Source organism: Streptococcus suis YS161 (assembly GCF_002760245.1).
Lineage (GTDB): Bacteria > Bacillota > Bacilli > Lactobacillales > Streptococcaceae > Streptococcus > Streptococcus suis_I.
Genome location: NZ_ASCA01000087.1, coordinates 1 through 22,966, shown reverse-complemented (window position 1 = coordinate 22,966; position 22,966 = coordinate 1). Strand labels below are relative to the sequence as shown.

The window sequence follows — 22,966 nt, the reverse complement described above, 5'->3', positions numbered from 1 at the left end:
CAACTCACCCTCCTTCCGATGATAGCCCCAAAGGAAATTGATAGGTATACAGACCATCACTTGTTAACTCAACTGTAACCAATAGTTGGTCTCCTTTAAGTTGATAACGAGCCTGACCCTCCTGAAAAGTGACCGCTCCCTTATCTTCTATTGGTTTGCTTTCCACGTTTTGAGTTGATGATGTGTCAACTGATTTTGTAGTTGGTTCTGGCTTAGTGCTTGTTGTTTCTTGTATCTCCCCTTCTTCCTTAATATTAGCCGTATCACTAGCAGCTACTTCAACTCCCTTCTGTTGTTCTGTTTGACTTGCTACCTTCTTGGCAATCGCTACACGCTCTTGTAATTCCTCTTCAACCTGATCCAAGACCATCTGGGCCATGATATAGGCTGTCGCTTCTTGCCTTGCCACCTGAACCAAGCGACTTTCGGCTTCTTGGCGGTGGAGATAAAACTGAAGCAAGAGACTAAAAACCGCCAACATCAAAAGGGCATAGAGCAGGATACCCGCCTTAACTTTTTTCTTTAAAAGCATAGATAAAGGTCCGCTCCTCTCCGTTTTTAAAGCTAAAGTCGATACGCACCAGCTGGTTTTTTTGGGAAATAGCTGCGCTGTCTACTTGATAAATCATGGGCTGATAGCCCTGTCCCCTGTCATTTGTTTTCCGAAAATCATCCGACCGTGACTTGCCAAAGGCTAAAGCCTGTTCGCCTTTGTTGACATAGACCTTGCCATTTTCAACCTTGACCAATTCAGCCTGGTCCCACTCCGACCGCAATTGACTAGAGAAGACCAACCATTCCTTTTGAACAGTCTGACCTTGGTAATGCGCTTCTTGAACCAACAGTTTTGACAAGCCTTCAAAGACCAGAAGACTTCCTGATAGGATGACTAAGGCTACCAAGCATTCCAAGAGAGTAAAAGCGGGAATTTTACTTTTTAACAACCGATAAAACCTCCTTTCCCTCGTGGAAAACAATCATCTTATCCGCCGTTCGTTGAACCTGAACTGTAACACCGTTTAAGGCTAGGTTATCTTGCCCGATCTGAACAGCCATCTGTGCTAGATTGAGAACCTCCTGTTGTTCCAATTCCCAAGCCTGTCGCCTACGACCTGCATCCACAGCTGACAAAATCAAGCTGCAAATAGTCACTAGGGTCGCAAGGGCAACCAGACTTTCTAGCAAAATATAAGCCTTATTCTTCTGTTTTCTTATAGCGACCACTCCCTATATATAATTGATATGTGACTGTCTTTCGACTAAGCCGAAAACGAATTTTAGACAGTGAGGAATTTCCTCCATTTTCTTCAAATTTGATATTTTTCTCCTCCAAGACCTCTACGTTTCTGGGCACCTCTACAGCCTGATAACCATTTGTAACTTCCTGTCCACCGATAGCAAGGTTCACTTTTTGATGGGAACTGGCTGCCAATTTCTGACTGTCTTTATAGATGGCCTCAAATTCCCAGAGAAAAATTTCTTCCTGAACAGACCGAAAGACCGTTTGTACTGTTCCCGACAGGCTGATTGCCAGAAAACTGACAACCAACAAGGTCAGCAGGCTTTCAAATAGGGTAAAAGCCTTATTTTTTCGCCTTAGCATACTGCTCCGCTTGTTTTTCAGTAATATAGCCATCCGCTTGCAAGTCTGCCACCGTTGCTTCCTTGTCATGTTCCAATTCATAGAGCTCCATCTGGCTCTCTACTACTTTGACAACGGCAGCATTTCCTTTCTCTTGAACAGCTGCTTTTTGCTTGCTCAAATTAGGCACAAAAATGAGCAAGAGCAGGCTAATAATACCCAAAACAACTAACATTTCCACCAGAGTGAAAGCTTTCTTTTTTAATTTCAACAATTTTTTCATTTTATAACTCCATATTTTGATAAATCGGCAGCAACATGGCTGCGTAGATGAGAACGACCATTAAGCCCACAAAGAGAAAGACCAGCGGTTGAATCAGCTGCATGGCTCTATTGACCCGAGAGAAAAAATCCTCCCAACACTCAGCCGCATAAACTGTCAACTCGCTCCCCAACTTAGACTTGACCTGACCATACTCGACAATCAAACTCAACTCTCGCTTAAAAAAAGCGTAATTCTTAATGTGTTCGTGAAAGCTCTGACCATTGGAAAGCGACTGCTCTAGGTCCTGGCCAATCTCTCGAAAGAGCTGCGATTGCTGCGATTGCATCAAGCTCACAATCTGCGGCAGGTCCAAGCCTTGCCCAATCAAACTCCCCCACTCCCTGGCGTAATAGGCCGTCAGATAGATTTGGATGAGTTTTCCGAAAAATGGCAGAGCTGCCAAGCGGGAAAAGACCTTGATTTTGTTGGTTTTTCGAAACCAAACCATACCAGCTAAGACCGCCACCAAACTAAGTCCACAGAGGGATAAAAAGATAGTCGGCAGATGATTTATCAGCATAGTCGCTGCATTACCTTCCTCCAACTGGGGCAAAAGATAGTTTTTCAAGCCTAGCATAATCAAGAGCAGAAAACCAAGCAAGATTATCGGATAGGTTGCCACCTCAATCAGCTTTTTACGAACCTTGCTGACATTTTCCAGATAGGACTGGATATGGCTTAAACTCAGGCTGGTATTGCCATGAACTTCTGCCAGAGCCACCTGTGTGACCACCGCATCTGAAAACCGCAAATCCGCTAATAGGCTTGAAAATGGCTTTCCTGCAAGAAGGCCATCTGACAAGACCTGGGTGTAGGGATCTGCCAGAAGCTGACTACGTTTGAGAAAATCAACAATCTCCCCCAGATGAAAACCACTAGCAAAAAGATTATTGAAAAGCTCAATGACCTTACGCTGGCGAACCAAGGGCAATTTTTTCTGTTTCTGCCTGCCGAAGACTGATATGTCCTGCTGCAAAAAGGCGATCAATTTGCGCATTCCACTGGGCTGCGGAATGGTTTTGGTAATTTCCCTTTGCAAAATCCACTACACCTCCTCCCCCAATCAAGCGTTGATAGGCAATCCCTTGAAGGGCATTGTTTAACTCCTCAGGGCTGACACCTAGTTCTAACATACGGGCATAGACACCTGAAATAGACCTTGCATGAACTGTTGAGAAAACGGTAGCTCCCGTCAGGCTGGCTCGAATGACTGCTCGAGCGGTTTCCGCATCCCGAATCTCACCGATGATGAGCAAGTCTGGTCGATGGCGGAGGGACAGTTTGATCAGATTGTCGTAGGTGGCTCCGATAGCTTCATTGAGCTGGAGTTGCAGCATGTCCTCCTGTTTGATTTCGACAGGATCCTCGATGGTCAAAATCTGCTTGTCTGGGAATTTCAGCCTGGCAAGATGGTACATAAGCGTGGTCTTACCAGAGCCGACTGGACCCGAAAAAAGGTAGAGCCCTCGTCCCTTGATTTCTTCTGCAAGCCGCTCGGCCGCCTCAAACCAGAACTTGAGTTCCTTGTCATTGTCATAGAGCAGGCGGATGACCAGACTTTCCTTGCCACGATAATCTCCGACAGTTGATAAGCGAAGTGAAATCTCTCCGCTACCATAATCATAGTCACAGGAACCCTGCTGGCTACGGCGTTTTTCACCGACATTTAAACCTGCTAAAAACTTGAAATGGCTGATGATGGCTGTTACTTCCTCCTCAGCCACGTCTTGCACAAACTCCCGTTCATCCATGATGCGATGGTAGACTTGGTAGCCCTGACCACGAGGAACCAGATAGATGTCACTGACCCTATCTGCCACCGCCTCTTCAATCATCTTTCTTGCTTTTTCTTGAATCATAAAACCTCCTCACCCTATCTATTCGCAAGGAAACTTGATTTTCCATACTTTTTTGTTAAAATAATAAAAAAGCTTGGAGGTTCTTATGAAAAGATTAAAAAAAGGCGACCACATACGCGTAGTCAGCCCCTCTTCATCTATTGAAAGAATTGGTGGTTTTGAAGCCAATCTTGCCGCCAAGGAAAAATTGGAAGAACTGGGCTTCAAACTCTCTTTCTCAGAACATTATTTTGAAAACGATATTTTCGATTCTGCTCCGATTGCCAATCGTGTTGCGGACTTGGAAGCAGCCTTTGCGGATGAGTCGGTCGATGCCATTCTGACAACCATTGGCGGTTTCAACTCTAACGAACTGCTACCTTATCTGGATTTTGACCTAATCGCCCGCCATCCGAAAATTTTCTGCGGTTATTCGGATACAACTGCCCTGCTCAATGCTATCTACGCCAAGACAGGCATGCAAACCTACATGGGTCCAGCTTATTCAAGCTTCAAAATGGATTTGGGGCAAGACTATCAAACAGAAGCCTGGCTCAAGGCTGTGACACAAGACTCCTATGACCTGATTCCGAGTCCAGAATGGTCTAGCGACGCTTGGTACCTCCCAGACTCCCCTCGCACCTTTTACCCGACTGAATGGAAAGTCTACAATCCAGGCCAGGCTAGCGGAACAGCTATTGGAGGAAATCTCTCTACTTTTGCGCTCTTACATGGTACTGAGTTCGCTCCAAAACCCGAAAAGTACATCTTGTTTCTTGAAGAAGCTGAAGAAGATCACTATACCGAATTTACAAGGCATTTTGCTGCGCTCTTACAAAACTATCCCAATCCCCAAGCCGTCCTCATTGGTCGTTTTCCTAAGGAAACCAAGATGACCGAGGAGATTTTACTGGCGATTTTGGACAAGCACCCTATTCTCAAAACCATTCCTGTTCTCTACAATTTGGACTTTGCCCATACCCAGCCTCTTTTCACCATCACAATCGGTGGTCAAGTGGAGCTCGACACCGAAACCTTTTCTATCAGATTTACATAAAAAGGATTGCTCACTAGGGCAATCCTTTTTACTATTCATTTACACAATTAGTTTGTTTTAATTTACAAGGACGTAGGCGGGGGTGTGTAGACTGCTTAACAAAACCAGCGGGTGATTTCTCCTTGGCTTCTACCAACATCAGCGAATGATACCGCTGCAAATATTCATCACATTCCTCACACCAATGCTGGTCTGATTCATCCCAAAAGGCCACCATTGTGCCATTTTTACTCTGCTTTTTAGGGAACTTCTCTGACAACCGTACCCATTCCTTCTGAAATGCTTTTAAGGCATCTTCATAACGGTCAAAGGCTACACTACTAACAATATCTTCTTCCCAACCGTCTAAAAACCACCAGGGTTCAAAATCTCCATACATTTTTATTACTTGATACATAACACATACTTCCTTTTTCGTACACATTATACCGAATTCATCTGATTTAAGAAAACATTCTGCTTGTTAATTCCTTATCAAGTTATGTATGCGTTTTATTTCCGAATATCAAAAAGCACATCCCCCAAAGAGAGATGTGCCATCTTAATTTATTCAGTTACAGCAGCAAGTTCTGCTTCTGCTGCAAGTTCTTCAGCTACTGTGTCTTCAATGATTTCAACTTCATTGATGGCTTGTGGTTCAAGATTACGGTAGCGGGCCATACCTGTACCTGCTGGGATAATCTTACCGATGATAACGTTCTCTTTCAGACCGAGAAGGTTGTCACGTTTACCACGAATGGCAGCATCTGTAAGAACACGCGTTGTTTCCTGGAAGGATGCGGCAGACAAGAATGAGTTGGTTTCAAGGGACGCTTTTGTGATACCCATGAGGACTGGACGGGCAGTCGCTGGGATTCCTCCTGCGATGACCACTTCCGCATTGGCATCGGTAAAGTCAGTGATATCCATGAGGGTACCCATGAGAAGATCCGTATCTCCTGGATCCATGACACGCACTTTACGAAGCATTTGACGAACCATTACCTCGATGTGCTTGTCGCCGATTTCTACACCCTGGCTACGGTAAACTTTTTGAACTTCAGAAAGAAGGTAAGTTTCAACTGCCAAGACATCACGGACTTCGAGCAAGCGTTTTGGTTGGATTGAACCTTCGGTAAGGGCTGCTCCACGCGCAACTTGGTCACCCACTTCAACCTTCATACGGGCTGTAAATGGTACCACGTATTCGCCTTCGCCAGTCACACCCTTAACAAAGACTTTCTTGGTACGAGTAGAAGCATCTTCTTCAATAGCGATAACTTCACCTTTGACCTCAGTGATAACCGCTTCCCCTTTTGGATTGCGGGCTTCAAAGATCTCTTGGACACGAGGAAGACCCTGCGTGATATCGCTGTTTGAGGCTACACCACCCGTGTGGAAGGTACGCATCGTAAGCTGTGTACCAGGCTCACCGATAGATTGGGCTGCAATCGTACCAACTGCTTCACCCACTTCAACCGCATCACCTGTCGCCAAGTTGATACCGTAACAATGACGGCAGACACCGTGACGAGTGTTACATGTAAATACGCTACGGATGGTTACTTGTTCAACACCTGCATTGACAATTTCACGGGCAATATCTTCGGTAATCAATTGGTTTGGACCAATGATAACGGCACCTGTTTCAGGATGTTTAACAGTTTTCTTAGTGTAACGACCTTGCAAACGCTCTTCAAGTGGCTCAATCATTTCCTTGCCATCTGTGATAGAACGGATGTCAAGACCACGGTCTGTTCCACAGTCGTCTTCACGGATAATAACGTCTTGGGCAACGTCAACCAAACGGCGAGTCAGATAACCTGAGTCGGCTGTCTTCAAGGCCGTATCCGTCATCCCCTTACGGGCACCGTGAGTTGAGAAGAACATTTCCAATACAGAAAGACCTTCACGGAAGTTAGACAAAATCGGCAATTCCATGATACGTCCGTTCGGCGCTGACATCAGACCACGCATACCGGCCAACTGGGAGAAGTTGGAAATGTTACCACGGGCACCAGAGTCCATCATCATAACGATTGGGTTCTTCGGATCTTGTTTTTCAACAAGAAGTTTTTCCAATTTTTCCTTAGCTGAACGCCATTCATCTGTAACAGCTGCATAACGCTCATCATCTGTAATCATACCACGACGGAATTGTTTCTTGATTTGTTCTACACGTTCGTGAGATTCTTCAATGATCTCAGCCTTGTTGTCGATAACTGGGATATCGGCAATACCCACTGTCAAACCAGCAAGTGTTGAGTGATAGTAACCCAAGTCTTTCAAACGGTCAAGCAGGGCTGATGTTTCAGTTGTACGGAAACGCTTGAAGATTTCAGCGATGATGTTACCAAGGTTTTTCTTCTTGAATGGTGGGTTGATTGGCAATTCTGCGATAGCAGCCTTGATATCTGAACCTGGTTCTAAGAAGTATTTATCAGGAGTTCCCTCTGTCAAGTTTGCATTGTTTGGCTCTTGCAAGTAAGGAAGTCCTTCTGGCATAATCGCGTTGAACAAGATTTTTCCGACAGTTGTCATCATAATCTTGTGTTTTTGATTGTCTTTCCAAGGTTTGTCAAGGCTATCCGTTGCGATACCAACACGGGTATGCAAGTGAACATAGCCATTGCGGTAAGCCATAACAGCCTCATCCGCATCCTTGAAGACCATACCTTCGCCTTCACGACCAGCATCCTCCATAGTCAAGTAGTAGTTACCCAAAACCATATCCTGAGACGGTGTTACGACTGGTTTACCATCTTTAGGGTTAAGGATGTGCTCTGCGGCAAGCATGAGGATACGTGCTTCTGCCTGAGCTTCTTCTGACAATGGAACGTGAATCGCCATCTGGTCACCGTCAAAGTCGGCGTTGTAGGCTTCACAGACAAGCGGGTGCAAACGAAGGGCTTTACCGTCGATTAGAACTGGCTCAAAAGCCTGGATACCCAAACGGTGAAGGGTAGGTGCACGGTTCAAGAGAACTGGGTGTTCTTTGATGACGTCTTCCAAGATATCCCAAATACGGTCATCCCCACGTTCAATCAAGCGTTTCGCAGCTTTCACGTTACCTGCAATTTCACGGGCAACGATTTCACGCATGACAAACGGCTTGAAGAGTTCGATCGCCATTTCACGTGGCACACCACATTGGTACATTTTCAGGGTTGGACCAACGGCGATAACCGAACGTCCTGAGAAGTCAACACGCTTACCAAGCAAGTTTTGACGGAAACGTCCCTGCTTACCTTTGAGCATGTGGCTGAGTGATTTGAGCGGACGGCTACCCGGTCCTGTGATAGGACGACCACGACGACCGTTGTCAATCAAGGCATCTACAGCTTCTTGGAGCATCCGTTTTTCGTTTTGTACGATGATCCCTGGAGCATTAAGTTCCAAGAGACGTGCCAAACGGTTGTTACGGTTGATAACACGGCGGTAGAGTTCGTTCAAGTCAGACGCGGCAAAACGGCCACCGTCCAACTGCACCATTGGACGCAAATCTGGTGGAATAACTGGAAGGATGTTAAGAATCATCCATTCAGGCTTGTTACCAGATTTGTTGAAGGCATCCAATACGTCCAAACGGCGAACTGCCTTGATACGTTTTTGACCAGAAGCTGTTTTCAATTCTTCTTTCAAGGCTGCAATTTCTTTTGGAAGATCGACTTGTTTCAAGAGGTCCTGGATTGCTTCTGCACCCATTTTGGCAACGAAAGAGCCATGACCATACTCACGCAAACGCTCACGGTATTCACGCTCTGTCATGATGGACTTGTGCTCAAGCGGTGTATCTTTCGGATCGATGACCACATAAGCCGCGAAGTAGATAACTTCCTCAAGCGCACGTGGGCTCATATCCAAGGTCAAGCCCATACGACTTGGAATACCTTTGAAATACCAAATGTGTGAAATTGGTGCCTTCAACTCAATGTGTCCCATACGTTCACGACGTACTTTTGCACGAGTTACTTCAACACCACAGCGGTCACAAGTAATCCCTTTATAACGGATACGCTTGTATTTACCACATGAACACTCCCAGTCTTTTGTTGGACCGAAGATGACTTCGTCAAAGAGTCCATCACGTTCTGGCTTGAGTGTCCGATAGTTGATTGTTTCAGGTTTTTTAACCTCACCGTAAGACCATGAACGAACCTTACTTGGTGAAGCTAACGTGATTTGCATACTTTTAAATCGATTTACGTCAACCACTAATAATCCCTTTCTTTTCTTGTGAGAGGCTGGATTCCCAGACCTCAAATTCTTGAACAATAATCAGCAGAATGGATAGCTAGCAAGCTATTTTTCTATAAATCAGATGGTGGAAGACCGTTGGCCCTTATCTCTTTCAGTTCTGAGGTTTGGACCAACTTGTTCCATCCATTCTCATTATTCTTTGCCTTCTGCTTCTTCTGCTGCAAAGGCAGCGGCTGCATCAGCTGCGGCTTTTGCACGTGCTTTTTCAAGATCATCTACGTGGATGATGTCATCATCTTCACCTTCATCAAGGTCACGCAATTCTACTTCATTATTGTCTTCATCAAGGACACGCATATCCAAACCAAGTGATTGCAATTCTTTGACAAGAACGCGGAATGATTCTGGAACACCTGGTTTTGGAATTGGTTTACCTTTTGTGATGGCTTCATAGGCTTTAAGACGGCCTGTCACATCATCTGACTTGTAAGTCAAGATTTCTTGAAGGACGTTTGAAGCACCGTAGGCTTCAAGGGCCCAAACCTCCATCTCACCGAAACGCTGACCACCAAACTGAGCCTTACCTCCGAGTGGCTGTTGGGTAACGAGTGAGTATGGTCCGACTGAGCGGGCGTGAAGCTTGTCGTCAACCATGTGGTGAAGCTTGATCATGTACATGACACCGACAGATACACGGTTGTCAAATGGCTCACCTGTACGTCCATCGTAAAGAATGGTTTTGGCATCTGAATCCATACCTGCTTCTTTAACAGTTGACCAGAGGTCTTCTGAACTTGCACCATCGAAAACTGGTGTTGCGATATGGATGCCCAAGTTGCGAGCCGCCATACCCAAGTGAAGTTCCATAACCTGACCGATGTTCATACGTGATGGCACCCCGAGTGGGTTCAACATGATGTCAACTGGTGTTCCGTCTGGAAGATATGGCATATCCTCAACAGGTACAATACGTGAAACGACACCCTTGTTACCGTGACGACCGGCCATCTTATCTCCGACCTTGATCTTACGTTTTTGAGCGATGTAGACACGAACCAACATGTTAACACCTGATTGCAATTCATCACCGTTAGCACGGGTAAAGATTTTCACATCACGAACGACACCATCGGCACCGTGTGGTACACGAAGAGATGTATCACGTACTTCACGTGACTTATCACCAAAGATAGCGTGCAAGAGGCGCTCTTCAGCAGAAAGATCTTTTTCACCTTTTGGTGTAACCTTACCAACAAGAATGTCGCCTTCTTTAACTTCGGCACCGATACGGATAATCCCCATTTCATCCAAGTTGCGAAGAGCATCTTCACCAACGTTTGGAATTTCGCGAGTGATTTCTTCAGGGCCTAACTTGGTATCACGTGTTTCTGATTCGTATTCTTCCAAGTGAACAGATGTATAGACATCGTCTTTCACAAGGCGTTCAGACATGATAACCGCGTCCTCGAAGTTGTAACCTTCCCACGTCATGTAGGCAACGATAGGGTTTTGACCAAGGGCCATTTCCCCACGTTCCATAGAAGGGCCATCTGCGATAAAGTCACCTTTTTCAACGACATCACCCAATTTTACAAGGGTACGTTGGTTGTAGGCAGTACCTGAGTTTGAACGACGGAATTTCTGAATGCTGTAAACATCCAAGGAACCATCTTCACGACGTACTTCTACCTTGTCCGCATCTGCATAAACAACCTTACCATCATGTTGGGCAATAACTGCAGCTCCTGAGTCATGGGCAGCCTGGTATTCCATACCAGTACCAACGTAAGGTGCTTTTGGATCAATCAATGGAACAGCCTGACGTTGCATGTTGGCACCCATGAGGGCACGGTTGGAGTCATCGTTTTCCAAGAAAGGAATACATGCTGTCGCAACAGCAACTACCTGCTTAGGAGAAACGTCCATGAAATCTGCTGAATCTGCTGGGAACTCTTGGTTGTTACCTTGGTGACGTCCCATAACAATCTTATCAACGAAACGGTTGTTTTCATCAAGAGGTGATGTTGATTGCGCTACGATGTAGGCATCTTCTTCATCGGCTGTCAACCAAACAATCTCATTTGTAACTGTACCAGTTGCACGGTCAATCTTACGGTATGGTGTTTGGATGAAGCCATACTTGTTGAGGTGACCATAAGAAGACAAGTTGTTGATCAAACCGATGTTTGGTCCCTCAGGCGTTTCAATCGGACACATACGACCATAGTGAGTGTAGTGAACGTCTCGAACCTCATAACCAGCACGGTCACGAGTCAAACCACCAGGTCCCAAGGCTGACAAACGGCGTTTGTGAGACAACTCAGAAAGTGGGTTGTGTTGGTCCATGAACTGTGACAACTGAGATGAACCAAAGAATTCTTTGATTGCGGCTGTAACAGGACGGATATTGATGATTTGTTGTGGCGTCAATACTTCATTGTCTTGAACAGACATACGCTCACGCAAGTTACGTTCCATACGAGTCAAACCGATACGTACTTGGTTAGCAAGCAATTCACCAACGGCACGAATACGACGGTTACCCAAGTGGTCAATATCATCTACGCGACCAAGACCCTCAGCCAAGTTGAGGAAGTAGCTCATTTCAGCCAAGATGTCCGCAGGTGTTACTGTACGTACGTTTTCTGCAGGATTAGCATTACCAATCACCGTCACAACACGTTCTGGATCCTTAGGAGCTACAATCTTGAATTTCTGCAAAAGAACTGGCTCAAGAAGAACAGCGTTGTCATTTGGAATATATTCTACCAAGTTGAGCTCATCGAATTGTGCTTCTACTTTTTCAAGCACATCACGACTCAATACAGTACCAGCTTCCAAGACGATTTCGCCTGTCTCACCGTTAATCACATGCTCAGCAAGTGTTTGGTTGAGCAAACGAGTACGGAGGTTGAGTTTTTTATTAATCTTGTAACGACCAACAGGTGCCAAGTCGTAACGACGTGGGTCAAAGAAACGAGCTGTCAAAAGGCTACGAGAGCTTTCAGCAGTCTTTGGTTCACCTGGACGAAGGCGCTCATAGATTTCCTTAAGCGCTTCATCCGTACGAGAATCTGCTGGGTTTTTGTGAATATCTTTTTCAATGGTATTGCGAACCAATTCGCTATCGCCAAAGATGTCAAAGATTTCATCATCACCTGAGAAACCAAGCGCACGAACAAGCGTTGTGAACGGAATCTTACGCGTACGGTCAATACGAGTGTAGGCAATGTCTTTCGAATCTGTTTCCAATTCCAACCAAGCTCCACGGTTAGGGATAACCGTTGAACCATAACCTACTTTACCGTTCTTATCTACTTTATCATTGAAGTAGACACCTGGTGAACGAACCAACTGAGAAACGATGATACGCTCTGCACCGTTGATGATGAAGGTACCCATTTCAGTCATGATTGGAAACTCACCGAAGAAGACTTCTTGTGTCTTGATCTCGCCAGTTTCTTTATTCACCAGACGGAAAGTTACATAAATTGGAGCTGAGTAGTTCGCATCATGCGCACGCGCCTCTTCCAATGTGTATTTAGGCTCTTTCAATTCATAACCAACGAATTCCAATTCCATGGTATCCGTAAAGTTTGATACTGGAAGTACGTCTTCAAAGACTTCTTTCAAACCATAATCTAAAAAGTCTTTGAAAGAGTCCGTTTGGATTTCAATCAAATTTGGTAAATCAAGAACTTCCTTGATTCTTGAAAAACTACGACGGGTACGGTGCTTACCGTACTGAACTTCATGTCCTGCCAAAAGTTTTCTCCTTTGTATTAAGATACGAGACCGTGAAAACCAAAGTGAAAATAGGAGAGTGACGTTGTGTCATCAGACACTAGGAGCTCTATCTTTTTCACACAGGTTTTAGGTCGAGTTCAATTAAAGATACGAGGACGTAAAATTCGAGAGAAAAATAGGAAATCAACGAAGTGTCATCAGACACTAGGAGATTTATCTTTTTTCCGACGAATTTAGTCCGAGTTCAATTAAAAGATACTAAGCCGTAAACAACTCAAAGAAAAATAAGCGGTAAGTCCAAAATCTTTGATTTTGTTGACGCACCCTCGTCAGAACGACTAGGACTTTCTTGACAAATCGTCGAAGAAAGTTCAGTCGTTTACGACGCCACGAAGTAAACAAAACCAAAGCACTACAAACCTTATCTTTTTTCACAGAGTTGTAGGCGAGTTCAATTAAAAGATACGAGGGCGTTTAACACTCCAAAAGAAAATAAGCGGTAAGTCCGAAATCTTTGATTTCGTTGACGCACCCTCGTCAGAACGACTAGGACTTTCTAGACAGAATGTCGAAGAAAGTTCAGACGTTTACGACGCCAAGGGGTAAACAAAGTCAAAGTTCTACAGGAGTGTAGCCCGAGTTCAATTATATACAGCCATGTGATGACCAACATTCATCCTTTTTCTGAATTTTTAGAATCTTTAAGAATAGGTAACAATTCTCAAAAAAATTCCTCATAGACACAAAAAGAGCAGCTAAATCTTCCTTTGAAAAAGTTTGATTTAACTGCTGCAAGCCTTGTTTGGACAATATTTCAAACAAGACACACGACAAATAATTTACACTATTATAGCACAAGTACTAGAAAAAATCAAGGTGAATCATTATTCGCTTGCTCACTAGTTGCTGTTTGCGTTTCTGATGACTGGTTCGTGTTATTAGCTGAAGAACTCGTTCTACTCCGAGTCGAACTGCTTCGTTGGGTTGAGCTACTTGATGTTGGCGTTTGGGAACCGATAATTGTATTCCAAGCCTGTGCTCGGTCACTATCTGTCCCCCCAACCATGAAGTTATAGCTCGTTACTGGTGCACCATTTTTAGCCCAATAACTAGTTGTCATCGCACCACCAACTATTACTTGGCGCCCATTTACCTGTGTCGTCCCTGCACGTTGACCTGTAGAAGCAACAACGCTAGAAGCAATAACACTACTGTCTAATTCAAATTTTCCTGCGAACATATCCGCATTAACATTGTAAAGCGCATCAACCATATAGGCCACATATTGTGAATTATTGTGGTAGCCTGTCCAGACATACATTTCTGAGTTATCATCATTCCCAGCCCAGGTACCTAAAGTTACTCTAGGGGTTGATAGCATGAGCCACACATCATTGACTTCATTACTTGTTCCCGTCTTACCGACGAAATCAGATGAGGCTGCCTGTGGGTTTAAACCACTCAATCGACTCTTGAACGTCGTAGTATAACCAGAGTTGACAACCTGTCTCAAAAGCTGGTTCATAATACTTGCAGTTGCTTTAGAATAGACCTGAACCGGAGCTGCTTTATGCTGATACACTACTGTTCCATCAGAAGCAGTAATGCTTTCAACAATGTAATGTTTGTTATAAACGCCACCATTTGCCAAAGTTTGATAGGCATTGGTATTTGTCAATACTGAAATTTCAACACCACCGCCCAACGGTACACTTTCAATATCGTACATAGGAATATGATAATTCATTTTATCCATGTACGCTTTGGCATCTACACCTGCATTTCTCATCATCTTATAGGTCCAAAAAGCAGGAATGTTAACAGAACGGTCAATAGCCGTCTGTAAGTTCATCATACCAGTACCACGTCCTGAACCATACATAATCGGTTGTCCACTTGAGAAGTTCGTTGGATAATCGGAAAGGATGCTGGCAGAACCTATCAAACCTTGATCAATCGCAATACCGTAAGCCAACAGAGGCTTGATGGTTGACGCTGGCGAACGAAGGGTATCAAAGGCATGGTTATTTTGGTTGGTTGCATAGTCGCGACCACCCACAAATCCTAAAATGGCTCCTGTGGCATTATCAATTAAGACACTGCCTGTCTCGACATATTCGTTTCCATCATCCAAAACAGAGCCATAATTTGCCACAACAGACTGCATCGCCGCATAGATTACTTGATCAACGGTACTCTTGATCGTATAACCACCTTGACTCAATTCTTGCTTAGCCAATTCTTCATAGGAAGACTTAGTTTCATCGTTTTTCAAGTCATTTTCAGAAACCTTATCGCGTTTTACCAGATAATCAAACATAACCTCTTGCGCTTCTTCCATGACCTCGTAGTAGAGATAATCTTTCGTATCCGCCATTACAGGAGCTGGAGCAATAAAATCTTGTTTAATATCGTAAGCTTTGTAGGTTTCGTATTCTTCCTTGGTCAAGAATGACGCCCGATACATATTAAAGAGAACATCTTGATAGCGTTCGATTCCATATACCATGTCCTCATCCGCCTTACGAGTACCATCAGAAGCATAAGGGGAATACACGATTGGACTTTGCGGTAAGCCTGCAATAAAAGCAGCCTGCGGAACAGTCAAGTCTTTCGCTGGTTTACCAAAAATTCCCTGAGCCGCAGCTTCTACCCCTGCAATATTTCGTCCCTGATTATTTCGACCAAATGGAGAAACATTTAAGTAAATGGTCAAAATCTCTTCCTTGGTCATATTCCGCTCTAATGCCAAAGCCGAAACAATCTCATTAGCCTTACGCGTAAAGGTTGGAGCATCTCCGACAAGTTGCTGTTTTATCAATTGCTGCGTCAAGGTTGAACCTCCGCTAGATGAACCTAGACCAACTGATCCCAATGCCGCACGCAAAACAGCCTTAGGCACAACCCCATTGTGGGTTTCAAATGTTTCATCCTCTGTCGCAATTACAGCCTGTTTTAGATAATTCGAGACCTCTTCCGAAGTAATGGGTACACGAAGCAGATCTGAATTAACTTCCGACACCAAGCTACCATCCGAATAGGTAACGGTGGAAATCCGACTAACTTCTGAAACCTTCGCTACCAGTTCCTCTGTTTTGGGAATCTTAACGTCATCAAAAAGACTAACCACGAAACCAATTCCTATGCCCGCACCAAAAAGACCGAATAGGAACACCAAGACAGCTACTGAATTGAATAATAATTTCAGCGTCCGAAGGAAAACTCCTGCTACATCCCCTAAGCCTAGGGCACTGATTTTCTTTTTAAAATCTTGCTTATCTGATTTAGTCGCCATATTAACTCCTTATCGTTCCATTATACCAAATTTTGTTTATTTTCCGCAATTTCGTGGTATAATAGGGAGGAATTGTTTAAAATGAAGTTCGGTCCAAAAATCATATAAAATGGTTTATGGTCCTGTATATTAAACCTAAAGGAGACAGCCCACATGAACATTTTTGAAGAACTAAAAGCTCGTGGCTTGGTCTTTCAAACGACAGACGAAGAAGCCTTGGTAAAAGCATTGACAGAAGGACAGGTTTCTTATTACACAGGATACGATCCAACAGCAGATAGTTTACACTTGGGGCACTTGGTTGCTATCTTAACTAGCCGTCGCTTGCAGTTGGCTGGCCACAAGCCTTACGCCCTAGTTGGTGGTGCAACTGGTCTGATTGGCGACCCTTCCTTCAAGGATGCGGAGCGGAGCTTGCAAACTAAGGACACCGTGGACGGTTGGGTGACAAAAATTCAAGGTCAACTCTCTCGCTTCTTGGATTTTGAAAATGGTGACAACAAGGCCGAAATGGTCAACAACTACGACTGGTTCTCAGGCATCAGCTTTATCGACTTCCTTCGTGATGTTGGTAAATACTACACGGTCAACTATATGATGAGCAAGGACTCTGTGAAAAAACGGATTGAAACAGGGATTTCCTACACCGAGTTTGCCTACCAAATCATGCAGGGTTATGACTTCTACGAGCTTAATGACAAGCACAATGTGACCCTACAAATCGGTGGTTCTGACCAGTGGGGCAACATGACAGCAGGTACTGAATTGCTTCGCCGCAAGGCTGACAAGTCTGGTCACGTGATGACTGTTCCCCTCATCACCGACTCGACTGGTAAGAAGTTTGGTAAGTCAGAAGGCAACGCTGTTTGGTTGGATGCCGACAAGACTTCTCCTTATGAAATGTACCAATTCTGGCTCAATGTCATGGACGATGATGCCGTTCGTTTCTTGAAGATCTTTACTTTCTTATCATTAGATGAGATTGCTGAAATCGAGAAACAATTTGACGCTGCCCGTCATGAACGCCTGGCTCAGAAGATTTTGGCTAAGGAAGTCGTGACATTGGTACACGGTGAAGAGGCTTATAACCAGGCCCTTAACATCACCGAGCAATTGTTCGCAGGCAACATCAAAAACCTGTCCGCAAAAGAACTCAAGCAGGGCCTCAGCAACGTTCCAAACTACGCTGTCCAGGCTGAAGACAACCTTAACATCGTTGAACTCCTAGTCACCTCTGGTATTGTCAACTCAAAACGCCAAGCTCGTGAAGATGTGCAAAATGGTGCCATTTATGTCAACGGTGAGCGTGTGCAGGACTTGGACTATACCCTTTCTGACAGTGACAAGATTGACGGCGAGTTAACCGTTATCCGTCGTGGTAAGAAAAAATATTCAGTTTTGACTTATTAAGCGATGAAAAATACCAAGCAAAATCCTAAAAATCAAGAATTTTTGAACGACTACTTTGAACAAATGGCTCCGGAAGCCAGTCTTTTGCATCCTGAGTTAGAGCATTTGTCTGCCGATGAACGTCAAGCATTTTTGGACCAACTCTATCGTGAGGATGAGACACGTCGTGCCAAACGCCTGAAGGAACATCTAGAGGTGTTCTCCGACGCAGTGATTGGGGTTATCATCACCATGATGTTGCTGGAAATTCCTTTACCGAGCGACACTGTCGATACACATCACTTTTTCACTGGAATCCTCATCTTCTTTGTATCCTTTTTCATCGTGGCGGATTTTTGGTATGACAATCACAAGATTCTGGGGCAGATTGAGCACGCAACCAGCAAAATCTTAATTGTTCAATTCAACTTTATGGCAACGCTGGCCCTCATTCCCCTCTTTACTCGGTGGATGATGGAAGGCATAACCACCACGGCTGTTGTTGGTTATGGGGTCGTGACCATTGCAGTCAATCTCTGTCAATCCATTTTGAATTACTTTGTCCTACAAGAAAAGTTTGCCGGAACAACATATACAAAGCGGTTTGTTTCCATGGCACACTTACGGCAATTGGTGACCGTCGCCCTTTTCAACATCGTCGTCATCCTATTTGCTTACTTTAATCCGACACTTGCCTTTTATTTCTACATTTTACGGCCAATCGTATCTTTCCTAGGAGCAGCCTTCTTCGAAAAGAGACGGCAGAAGCGGAAAGAAAAAATGGCAGTTAGAGTAAAACACATATAATTCCCAAGGAAATCCTATGTGATTTCCTTTTCTGCTAACCTAGGAGAAAAGACATGACCTGCATTTTTTGCCACCAACTCAAAGAAGAAGATATTCTCTACCAGACGGAACATTTCAAGGTCGTCTGGGATATTGACCCGGTTCAAACTGGACATTTGCTGATTGTTAGTAAGGAACACTATGACACGCTCAGCCAAGTCCCTTCTGCTGTTCGCTATGAACTATCGGACTTGGAAGTCTTTTTGACTGAAAAACTCTTGGGACCAGATTTCACTTGCACAAGTGCAACTGGACCTACATAGATTTTTCAAAACATGAAAAAAAGCAGCCCGACAGCTGCTTTTTCGCTTATACCAACTCTTCTACTTCATAGACCGTATCTTCCAAGGCCTCTTGATAACCTTCCAAGTCATAGGCTACAGAGGTTTCCACCTCCGCCAACTGCTGATCCAGCTGGATTTTCACCTCTTCCACCCCATCCAAGTCCAAGAGGCGATTGGTCACATGTTTAACACAGTTTTGACAAGACAGGTTTTTCAACTTCAAGATTTGTTTCATCGTAGTTCTCCTTTTTTATGATGCCCACAGGTACATTGCCCCGCCAAGCACCGACAAGCGATTTGCTCGGGTGCAGTCCTTTGTAACTGCGAGATTTTGCTGGCCAGATTTTCTAGGCTTTTTTGGGAAAATGTCCCTGTGTCTAGCAGTTTTTCAACCAGTTGCCCCTGTTTTGTGGAACAGATGGTAGCTAGTAAGAGCTCCACCTGCCCCTGCAAATGTTCCTCTTCACTGATCAGCGGATAGTAGTGGTACTTGCTAGTTTCCTTAGCCATTCTCAAATAGTTTTTCTTCCGCAGCCGCCCTAAAAGTGTCTTAATAGTCGTCGCCTGCCAATCAAAGCCTTCCTGCAAAGCCTGAATAATTTCCTGAGAAGTTGCACCAGGATGGGCCCACAGGACCCGCATGACCTGCCACTCCGCAGCAGAAATTGTCTGCTCCACACATTCACCTCCCAACAATCATTTTCTAACTTTAGTTTACATTTGTAGTCAAAAATTGTCAAGAAGAAAGACTGAACATCTTGCCCAGTCTTCTCATTATTCTTAGTGAGCCAGCATTTCCTGACCAATTTCCAAACCAGTCAAACCAACAGGGTAGTATGTCGGCCAGTTTTCCAACTCTTCCAAGAGTTTTTCTTGGCTCTCTCCACCAAAATAGATATGGAAGTGACCTGTTTTAACAGGGGCGATATTGTGGTCGCTAAATTGAACATACTTATAGTTACCAGCATTTGCATCCGTTGCTTCAAACAAGAAACGAACACCACGATTTCCTTTTTTGTAGGTCAAAATCTTATAACCCACATACTTATATGTGAATTTTTCTTTCTTATCTCCTACTACAAATTCCATGGTATTATCTGTAATGTTAATTTGATCAACATCTGTTTTGTAGCCTGTATCGTAATAAGCCTTGTACTCTTCAGCTGTCATACCACCTTTGATCTTAGCCTTGTAATCCCAGACCTGATCTAGTGTACCATCAAGCAAGTATGGATAAACCGACTGCCACTCACCTGCATAATCTGAAAGAGTACGATCTTTTACGGCACTATCTTCAAAATAACCATTATAGACAGTTTGCGCAGTCTCAGCACCTTCTTCTGGCAAAATTTCAGAACCTTCTTGGGAAGTTGTTTTTTCAAGGGCAGTCAGATTATCTTCCATAACAGAAATATAATCCTTACCATTTTTCATATCCTCATCCGTCAAACTTTCAAGAGGATTAAGAACGTCCAACTGAACCCCAGTCTCTTTAGCAAGTGTTTCTGCAACAGATTTTGACGCATTTTCTTCAAAATAGATATACTTAATACCATATTTATTGATATACTCTGTCAATTCTGCTAGACGTGATGGAGTCGGATCCTCATCTGCAGCAACACCTGTAATAGAAACTTGTTTCAAACCATAGTCCAAAGCCAAATATGCAAATGCAGTATGTTGTGTAACAAAGTATTTCTGTTTCGCAGCAGATAATGTTTCAGAATACTTCATATCTAAAGCATCTAATTTCTCAATATAGGCTGCCGCATTTGTTTCAAAAGCATCTTTCTTTTCTGGGTATTTAGCTACCAAACTATCACGAATATTTTCTACAAGTGTGATGGCACGCTCAGGAGACAACCATACATGCGGATCATAAGCATGGCTATGCCCCTCCTCACTATGGTCGTGATCCTCACCTTCTTCACTACCTGGTAACAAGAGCATCCCTTCCGTCGCACTAATCACATTAACCTTTGTTGTATCAAGTGATTTTTCAACATCATGAACCCATGTTTCCATATTTTCATTTTCATAAACAAAAGCATCTGCCTCTTGGATACGAGCAATATCTTTAGCTGACGGCTCATAACCATGAACCTCTGTCCCAGCCTTAACCAACAGATCAACATTTGCCTCATCACCTGCCACCTGCTTGGTGAACTCATAAACAGGATAAAAGGTCGTTACAATATTCAACTTCCCATCTTCAGAAGCTGTGCTATTGCCACAAGCACCTAAAAGCAAAGCTGAGACAGACAAGAATAATAAACCAACTTTTTTCATCTTAACTCCTTATTTTTTAAATTTTTGAACAACATTCACCAGTAAGAAAATACTAATGAAAATCAAGGTAATACTTGCACTCGCTGGGGTTTCTGCATAATAAGAAGTCAGCAACCCCATGACCATTCCAAAAAAGCCAATGCCCATCCCAGTAAAGATAACAGCTTTAAAACTCTTACCAAGTCGCAATGCAATAGAAGCAGGCAAAACCATAATTGTTGAAACCAGCAAAGCACCTGCCGCAGGAATCATTAAGGCAATGGCAACACCAGTCACCACATTGAAGGCAATGGACATAGCTCGCACAGGTAACCCATCTACAAATGCCGTATCCTCGTCAAAGGTAAGAATATACATCGGACGTAAAAACAACAATGTCAGCACGATGACAATCACAGCAATCGTAAACAAAGCAATTATCTGCTCCTGACTAATGGTCACTATCGAACCAAACAGATATTGTTCCAGGCTAAGCCCTGATTTCCCACCAGATTTATTCATGACAATGAGCGAAATAGCCAAACCAGTCGACATGAGGATCGCCGTTCCGATTTCCATAAAGTTTTTATAAATAGTCCTCAAATATTCCAAAAATACAGCCGCTACAATTACAACAAGTACTGTTGAAAGAGTAGGCGAAATCCCCAAAACCAAACCAAATGCAACCCCCGCCAACGAAACATGACTAAGAGTATCCGACATCAAACTCTGCCGTCTAAGTATCAAAAAGACCCCCAAAATGGGCGAGAACAGACTCATCGCAATGATTGCCAGGAAAGCACGCTGCATAAAGTCATAATGAAATACAGATAGATCAAACATCGGCAACCTCCTCATCCGCTTCATGAACATTGAAACAACGCCAAGGAGACTGCTGATCACGAACCAAGTGAATGTTTCGATCAGCATACCTATTCAACTCATCGGGATCATGAGTTATCATCAGAACCGACTTTCCATGCTTCTTAGCCGAATGATGCATGAGCTGGTAAAAAGCATCCTTGGTCCCTGCATCCATCCCTGTTGTCGGTTCATCCAGAATAAAAATATCCGGATCCGAAGCAAACATACGCGCAATGACCGCACGCTGCTTCTGCCCACCACTCAAAGCACCTAAGCGCTTATCCCGATGTTCCCACATTCCAACTGATTCCAAACTAATCCGAACATGTTCCTCATCATGGGCTGTCAAACGACGAAACCAACCTTGTCGAGGGTAACGCCCTGATTTTACAAATTCGTAAACCGTGCTCGGAAAACCAGCATTAAAACTTGCAATTTGCTGAGGTAAATAGGCCATTCTCAACTTCTTACCTTTTATACTCTTCTCAGCAATAGAAACCCTCCCCTGTTTGGGCTTCAATATCCCCAAAGTCGCCTTAATGAGGGTTGTCTTGGCTGCGCCATTCTCACCAGTCAAAGTCACAAATTCCCCACTATCAAGATAATAATGAATATGTTCTAAAACCGGTTCTTTGTCGTAGTAAAACGACAAGTCTTCCACAGTAATATATCTCATTTATTTTCTAATCTTCTCCACTAACTCACTTAAGAATCGAGCAATTGACTCCTGCTCTTCGAGACTATAATTTTCCAAAAGCTCTTCATAAGCTTCCAAGGTATGCGCGTGATGATGAGCATGCTCTGCAGCAATAGGCTTAGCAGCCTCAGTCAAACTAAAGCGAACAATACGAGCATCCTTATCATCTCTAACCGCCACCAATAACCCCTGAGCAACTAATGACTTTGTAGCCTTCGTGATCGCAGCCTGACTAACATTCAACTCCTTAGCAATCTCAGTATTAGTATATGCAGCCTTTTCAATAAGCATCAAAATATGCTCCTGCGTATTCGTCAACTTCACCGTGCTTTGACAAGAACCAACCAAAATCTCCAATTGATTCTCCGAACTCAAAACAATCTCGTGCAGGTACTTCTCAATTTCTAATGCAATACGATTCATAGGCATCCCCTTAACCTTTTAATTAACTTGTTAAGTATACCACATAGAAAACAAAAAAACAAGGAAAATTTACTGAAAAAGAGTATATCTATTCATAGGCTAAATTCCCAAAGTAAGTTCTAGTCTGTCTTAAAAACTGGAAATTAGACTGAGACAAAGAAATAAGGTAGAA

Annotated in this window: 21 protein-coding genes; 4 read left to right on the top strand and 17 right to left on the bottom strand. The window is 43.8% G+C overall.

Annotated elements, in window-relative coordinates:
• Nucleotides 1-4: 4 nt before the first annotated feature.
• The 7 genes from comGG to comGA are packed head-to-tail and all read right to left on the bottom strand — an operon-like array spanning nt 5 to nt 3,766.
• A complete protein-coding gene (gene comGG, locus SST111_RS10920; protein ID WP_099811335.1) occupies nt 5-532 on the bottom strand; it encodes a competence type IV pilus minor pilin ComGG in 528 nt (175 codons plus the stop codon).
• Entirely contained in the window at nt 510-944 is a 435-nt protein-coding gene (comGF, locus tag SST111_RS10915; protein WP_024419535.1) for a competence type IV pilus minor pilin ComGF, read from the bottom strand. The genes comGG and comGF overlap by 23 nt, the downstream gene beginning before the upstream one ends.
• On the bottom strand, nt 931-1,224 hold the full coding sequence (gene comGE / locus SST111_RS10910) for a competence type IV pilus minor pilin ComGE (protein WP_024419534.1): 294 nt from the start codon (nt 1,222-1,224) through the stop codon (nt 931-933). The genes comGF and comGE overlap by 14 nt, the downstream gene beginning before the upstream one ends.
• Nucleotides 1,196-1,603, bottom strand: a complete 408-nt coding sequence (gene comGD, locus SST111_RS10905) for a competence type IV pilus minor pilin ComGD (protein WP_024419533.1) — start codon at nt 1,601-1,603, stop codon at nt 1,196-1,198. The genes comGE and comGD overlap by 29 nt, the downstream gene beginning before the upstream one ends.
• Complete coding sequence (gene comGC, locus SST111_RS10900) at nt 1,584-1,865, bottom strand: competence type IV pilus major pilin ComGC (protein WP_024376296.1); 282 nt, start codon at nt 1,863-1,865, stop codon at nt 1,584-1,586. Before comGC ends, comGD begins: the two co-directional genes overlap by 20 nt.
• A 1-nt stretch (nt 1,866) precedes the next feature.
• Nucleotides 1,867-2,904, bottom strand: coding sequence for a competence type IV pilus assembly protein ComGB (comGB, locus tag SST111_RS10895; RefSeq protein ID WP_257211908.1), 1,038 nt, complete (start codon nt 2,902-2,904; stop codon nt 1,867-1,869).
• Nucleotides 2,816-3,766, bottom strand: coding sequence for a competence type IV pilus ATPase ComGA (gene comGA / locus SST111_RS10890; protein ID WP_099811333.1), 951 nt, complete (start codon nt 3,764-3,766; stop codon nt 2,816-2,818). The genes comGB and comGA overlap by 89 nt, the downstream gene beginning before the upstream one ends.
• An 85-nt stretch (nt 3,767-3,851) precedes the next feature.
• Here comGA and SST111_RS10885 point away from each other — a divergent pair, with 85 nt between their 5' ends.
• Entirely contained in the window at nt 3,852-4,802 is a 951-nt protein-coding gene (locus SST111_RS10885) for a S66 family peptidase (RefSeq protein WP_099811331.1), read from the top strand.
• A 31-nt stretch (nt 4,803-4,833) separates the two neighbouring features.
• On the opposite strand, the gene SST111_RS10880 is transcribed toward SST111_RS10885, so the two are convergent.
• The 4 genes from SST111_RS10880 to pbp1b all read right to left on the bottom strand — a co-directional run bounded on the left by SST111_RS10880 (nt 4,834) and on the right by pbp1b (nt 16,023).
• Nucleotides 4,834-5,199: a DUF1033 family protein gene (locus SST111_RS10880; protein WP_099811329.1), complete on the bottom strand. Its 366-nt coding sequence runs from the start codon at nt 5,197-5,199 to the stop codon at nt 4,834-4,836.
• 149 nt (nt 5,200-5,348) lie between these two features.
• Complete coding sequence (gene rpoC / locus SST111_RS10875; RefSeq protein WP_099811327.1) at nt 5,349-8,996, bottom strand: DNA-directed RNA polymerase subunit beta'; 3,648 nt, start codon at nt 8,994-8,996, stop codon at nt 5,349-5,351.
• A gap of 177 nt (nt 8,997-9,173) precedes the next feature.
• Nucleotides 9,174-12,746 (bottom strand): DNA-directed RNA polymerase subunit beta, encoded by a 3,573-nt coding sequence (rpoB, locus tag SST111_RS10870; RefSeq protein WP_099811325.1) that lies wholly within the window; start codon nt 12,744-12,746, stop codon nt 9,174-9,176.
• Nucleotides 12,747-13,599: 853 nt separating this feature from the next.
• Nucleotides 13,600-16,023 (bottom strand): penicillin-binding protein PBP1B, encoded by a 2,424-nt coding sequence (gene pbp1b, locus SST111_RS10860; RefSeq protein ID WP_099811322.1) that lies wholly within the window; start codon nt 16,021-16,023, stop codon nt 13,600-13,602.
• Between the two features lie 153 nt (nt 16,024-16,176).
• Between pbp1b and tyrS the strand changes: the two genes are divergently transcribed.
• Genes tyrS through SST111_RS10845 form a run of 3 tightly spaced genes read left to right on the top strand, consistent with a single transcriptional unit; the run spans nt 16,177 to nt 18,521 of the window.
• Nucleotides 16,177-17,433, top strand: a complete 1,257-nt coding sequence (gene tyrS, locus SST111_RS10855; protein ID WP_099811320.1) for a tyrosine--tRNA ligase — start codon at nt 16,177-16,179, stop codon at nt 17,431-17,433.
• Between the two features lie 3 nt (nt 17,434-17,436).
• Entirely contained in the window at nt 17,437-18,219 is a 783-nt protein-coding gene (locus SST111_RS10850) for a TMEM175 family protein (protein WP_099811318.1), read from the top strand.
• Between the two features lie 53 nt (nt 18,220-18,272).
• Nucleotides 18,273-18,521: an HIT family protein gene (locus SST111_RS10845; protein WP_373560745.1), complete on the top strand. Its 249-nt coding sequence runs from the start codon at nt 18,273-18,275 to the stop codon at nt 18,519-18,521.
• A gap of 46 nt (nt 18,522-18,567) precedes the next feature.
• Here the strand turns inward: SST111_RS10845 and SST111_RS10840 are convergent, their stop codons facing one another.
• The 6 genes from SST111_RS10840 to SST111_RS10815 form a co-directional block, all read right to left on the bottom strand.
• Nucleotides 18,568-18,777: a heavy-metal-associated domain-containing protein gene (locus SST111_RS10840; RefSeq protein WP_004195563.1), complete on the bottom strand. Its 210-nt coding sequence runs from the start codon at nt 18,775-18,777 to the stop codon at nt 18,568-18,570.
• Nucleotides 18,774-19,220 (bottom strand): CopY/TcrY family copper transport repressor, encoded by a 447-nt coding sequence (locus tag SST111_RS10835; protein WP_161944730.1) that lies wholly within the window; start codon nt 19,218-19,220, stop codon nt 18,774-18,776. Before SST111_RS10835 ends, SST111_RS10840 begins: the two co-directional genes overlap by 4 nt.
• 102 nt (nt 19,221-19,322) lie before the next feature.
• Entirely contained in the window at nt 19,323-20,831 is a 1,509-nt protein-coding gene (locus tag SST111_RS10830) for a zinc ABC transporter substrate-binding protein AdcA (protein ID WP_029172118.1), read from the bottom strand.
• 9 nt (nt 20,832-20,840) lie between these two features.
• On the bottom strand, nt 20,841-21,653 hold the full coding sequence (locus SST111_RS10825; RefSeq protein WP_099811314.1) for a metal ABC transporter permease: 813 nt from the start codon (nt 21,651-21,653) through the stop codon (nt 20,841-20,843).
• On the bottom strand, nt 21,646-22,350 hold the full coding sequence (locus SST111_RS10820) for a metal ABC transporter ATP-binding protein (protein WP_024404806.1): 705 nt from the start codon (nt 22,348-22,350) through the stop codon (nt 21,646-21,648). Before SST111_RS10820 ends, SST111_RS10825 begins: the two co-directional genes overlap by 8 nt.
• Nucleotides 22,351-22,794, bottom strand: a complete 444-nt coding sequence (locus SST111_RS10815) for a zinc-dependent MarR family transcriptional regulator (protein WP_012774904.1) — start codon at nt 22,792-22,794, stop codon at nt 22,351-22,353. It lies immediately after the preceding gene.
• Nucleotides 22,795-22,966 lie beyond the last annotated feature (172 nt).

Bases quoted from the DNA above. Each gene is read 5' to 3' on its own strand.
- SST111_RS10825 (WP_099811314.1), bottom strand. From the start codon at position 21,653: ATGTTTGATCTATCTGTATTTCATTATGACTTTATGCAGCGTGCTTTC.
- SST111_RS10845 (WP_373560745.1), top strand. From the start codon at position 18,273: ATGACCTGCATTTTTTGCCACCAACTCAAAGAAGAAGATATTCTCTAC.
- SST111_RS10880 (WP_099811329.1), bottom strand. From the start codon at position 5,199: ATGTATCAAGTAATAAAAATGTATGGAGATTTTGAACCCTGGTGGTTT.
- SST111_RS10840 (WP_004195563.1), bottom strand. From the start codon at position 18,777: ATGAAACAAATCTTGAAGTTGAAAAACCTGTCTTGTCAAAACTGTGTT.
- SST111_RS10850 (WP_099811318.1), top strand. From the start codon at position 17,437: ATGAAAAATACCAAGCAAAATCCTAAAAATCAAGAATTTTTGAACGAC.
- comGC (WP_024376296.1), bottom strand. From the start codon at position 1,865: ATGAAAAAATTGTTGAAATTAAAAAAGAAAGCTTTCACTCTGGTGGAA.
- tyrS (WP_099811320.1), top strand. From the start codon at position 16,177: ATGAACATTTTTGAAGAACTAAAAGCTCGTGGCTTGGTCTTTCAAACG.
- SST111_RS10830 (WP_029172118.1), bottom strand. From the start codon at position 20,831: ATGAAAAAAGTTGGTTTATTATTCTTGTCTGTCTCAGCTTTGCTTTTA.
- pbp1b (WP_099811322.1), bottom strand. From the start codon at position 16,023: ATGGCGACTAAATCAGATAAGCAAGATTTTAAAAAGAAAATCAGTGCC.
- comGG (WP_099811335.1), bottom strand. From the start codon at position 532: ATGCTTTTAAAGAAAAAAGTTAAGGCGGGTATCCTGCTCTATGCCCTT.
- SST111_RS10885 (WP_099811331.1), top strand. From the start codon at position 3,852: ATGAAAAGATTAAAAAAAGGCGACCACATACGCGTAGTCAGCCCCTCT.
- comGA (WP_099811333.1), bottom strand. From the start codon at position 3,766: ATGATTCAAGAAAAAGCAAGAAAGATGATTGAAGAGGCGGTGGCAGAT.
- SST111_RS10820 (WP_024404806.1), bottom strand. From the start codon at position 22,350: ATGAGATATATTACTGTGGAAGACTTGTCGTTTTACTACGACAAAGAA.
- comGD (WP_024419533.1), bottom strand. From the start codon at position 1,603: ATGCTAAGGCGAAAAAATAAGGCTTTTACCCTATTTGAAAGCCTGCTG.
- SST111_RS10815 (WP_012774904.1), bottom strand. From the start codon at position 22,794: ATGAATCGTATTGCATTAGAAATTGAGAAGTACCTGCACGAGATTGTT.
- comGB (WP_257211908.1), bottom strand. From the start codon at position 2,904: ATGCGCAAATTGATCGCCTTTTTGCAGCAGGACATATCAGTCTTCGGC.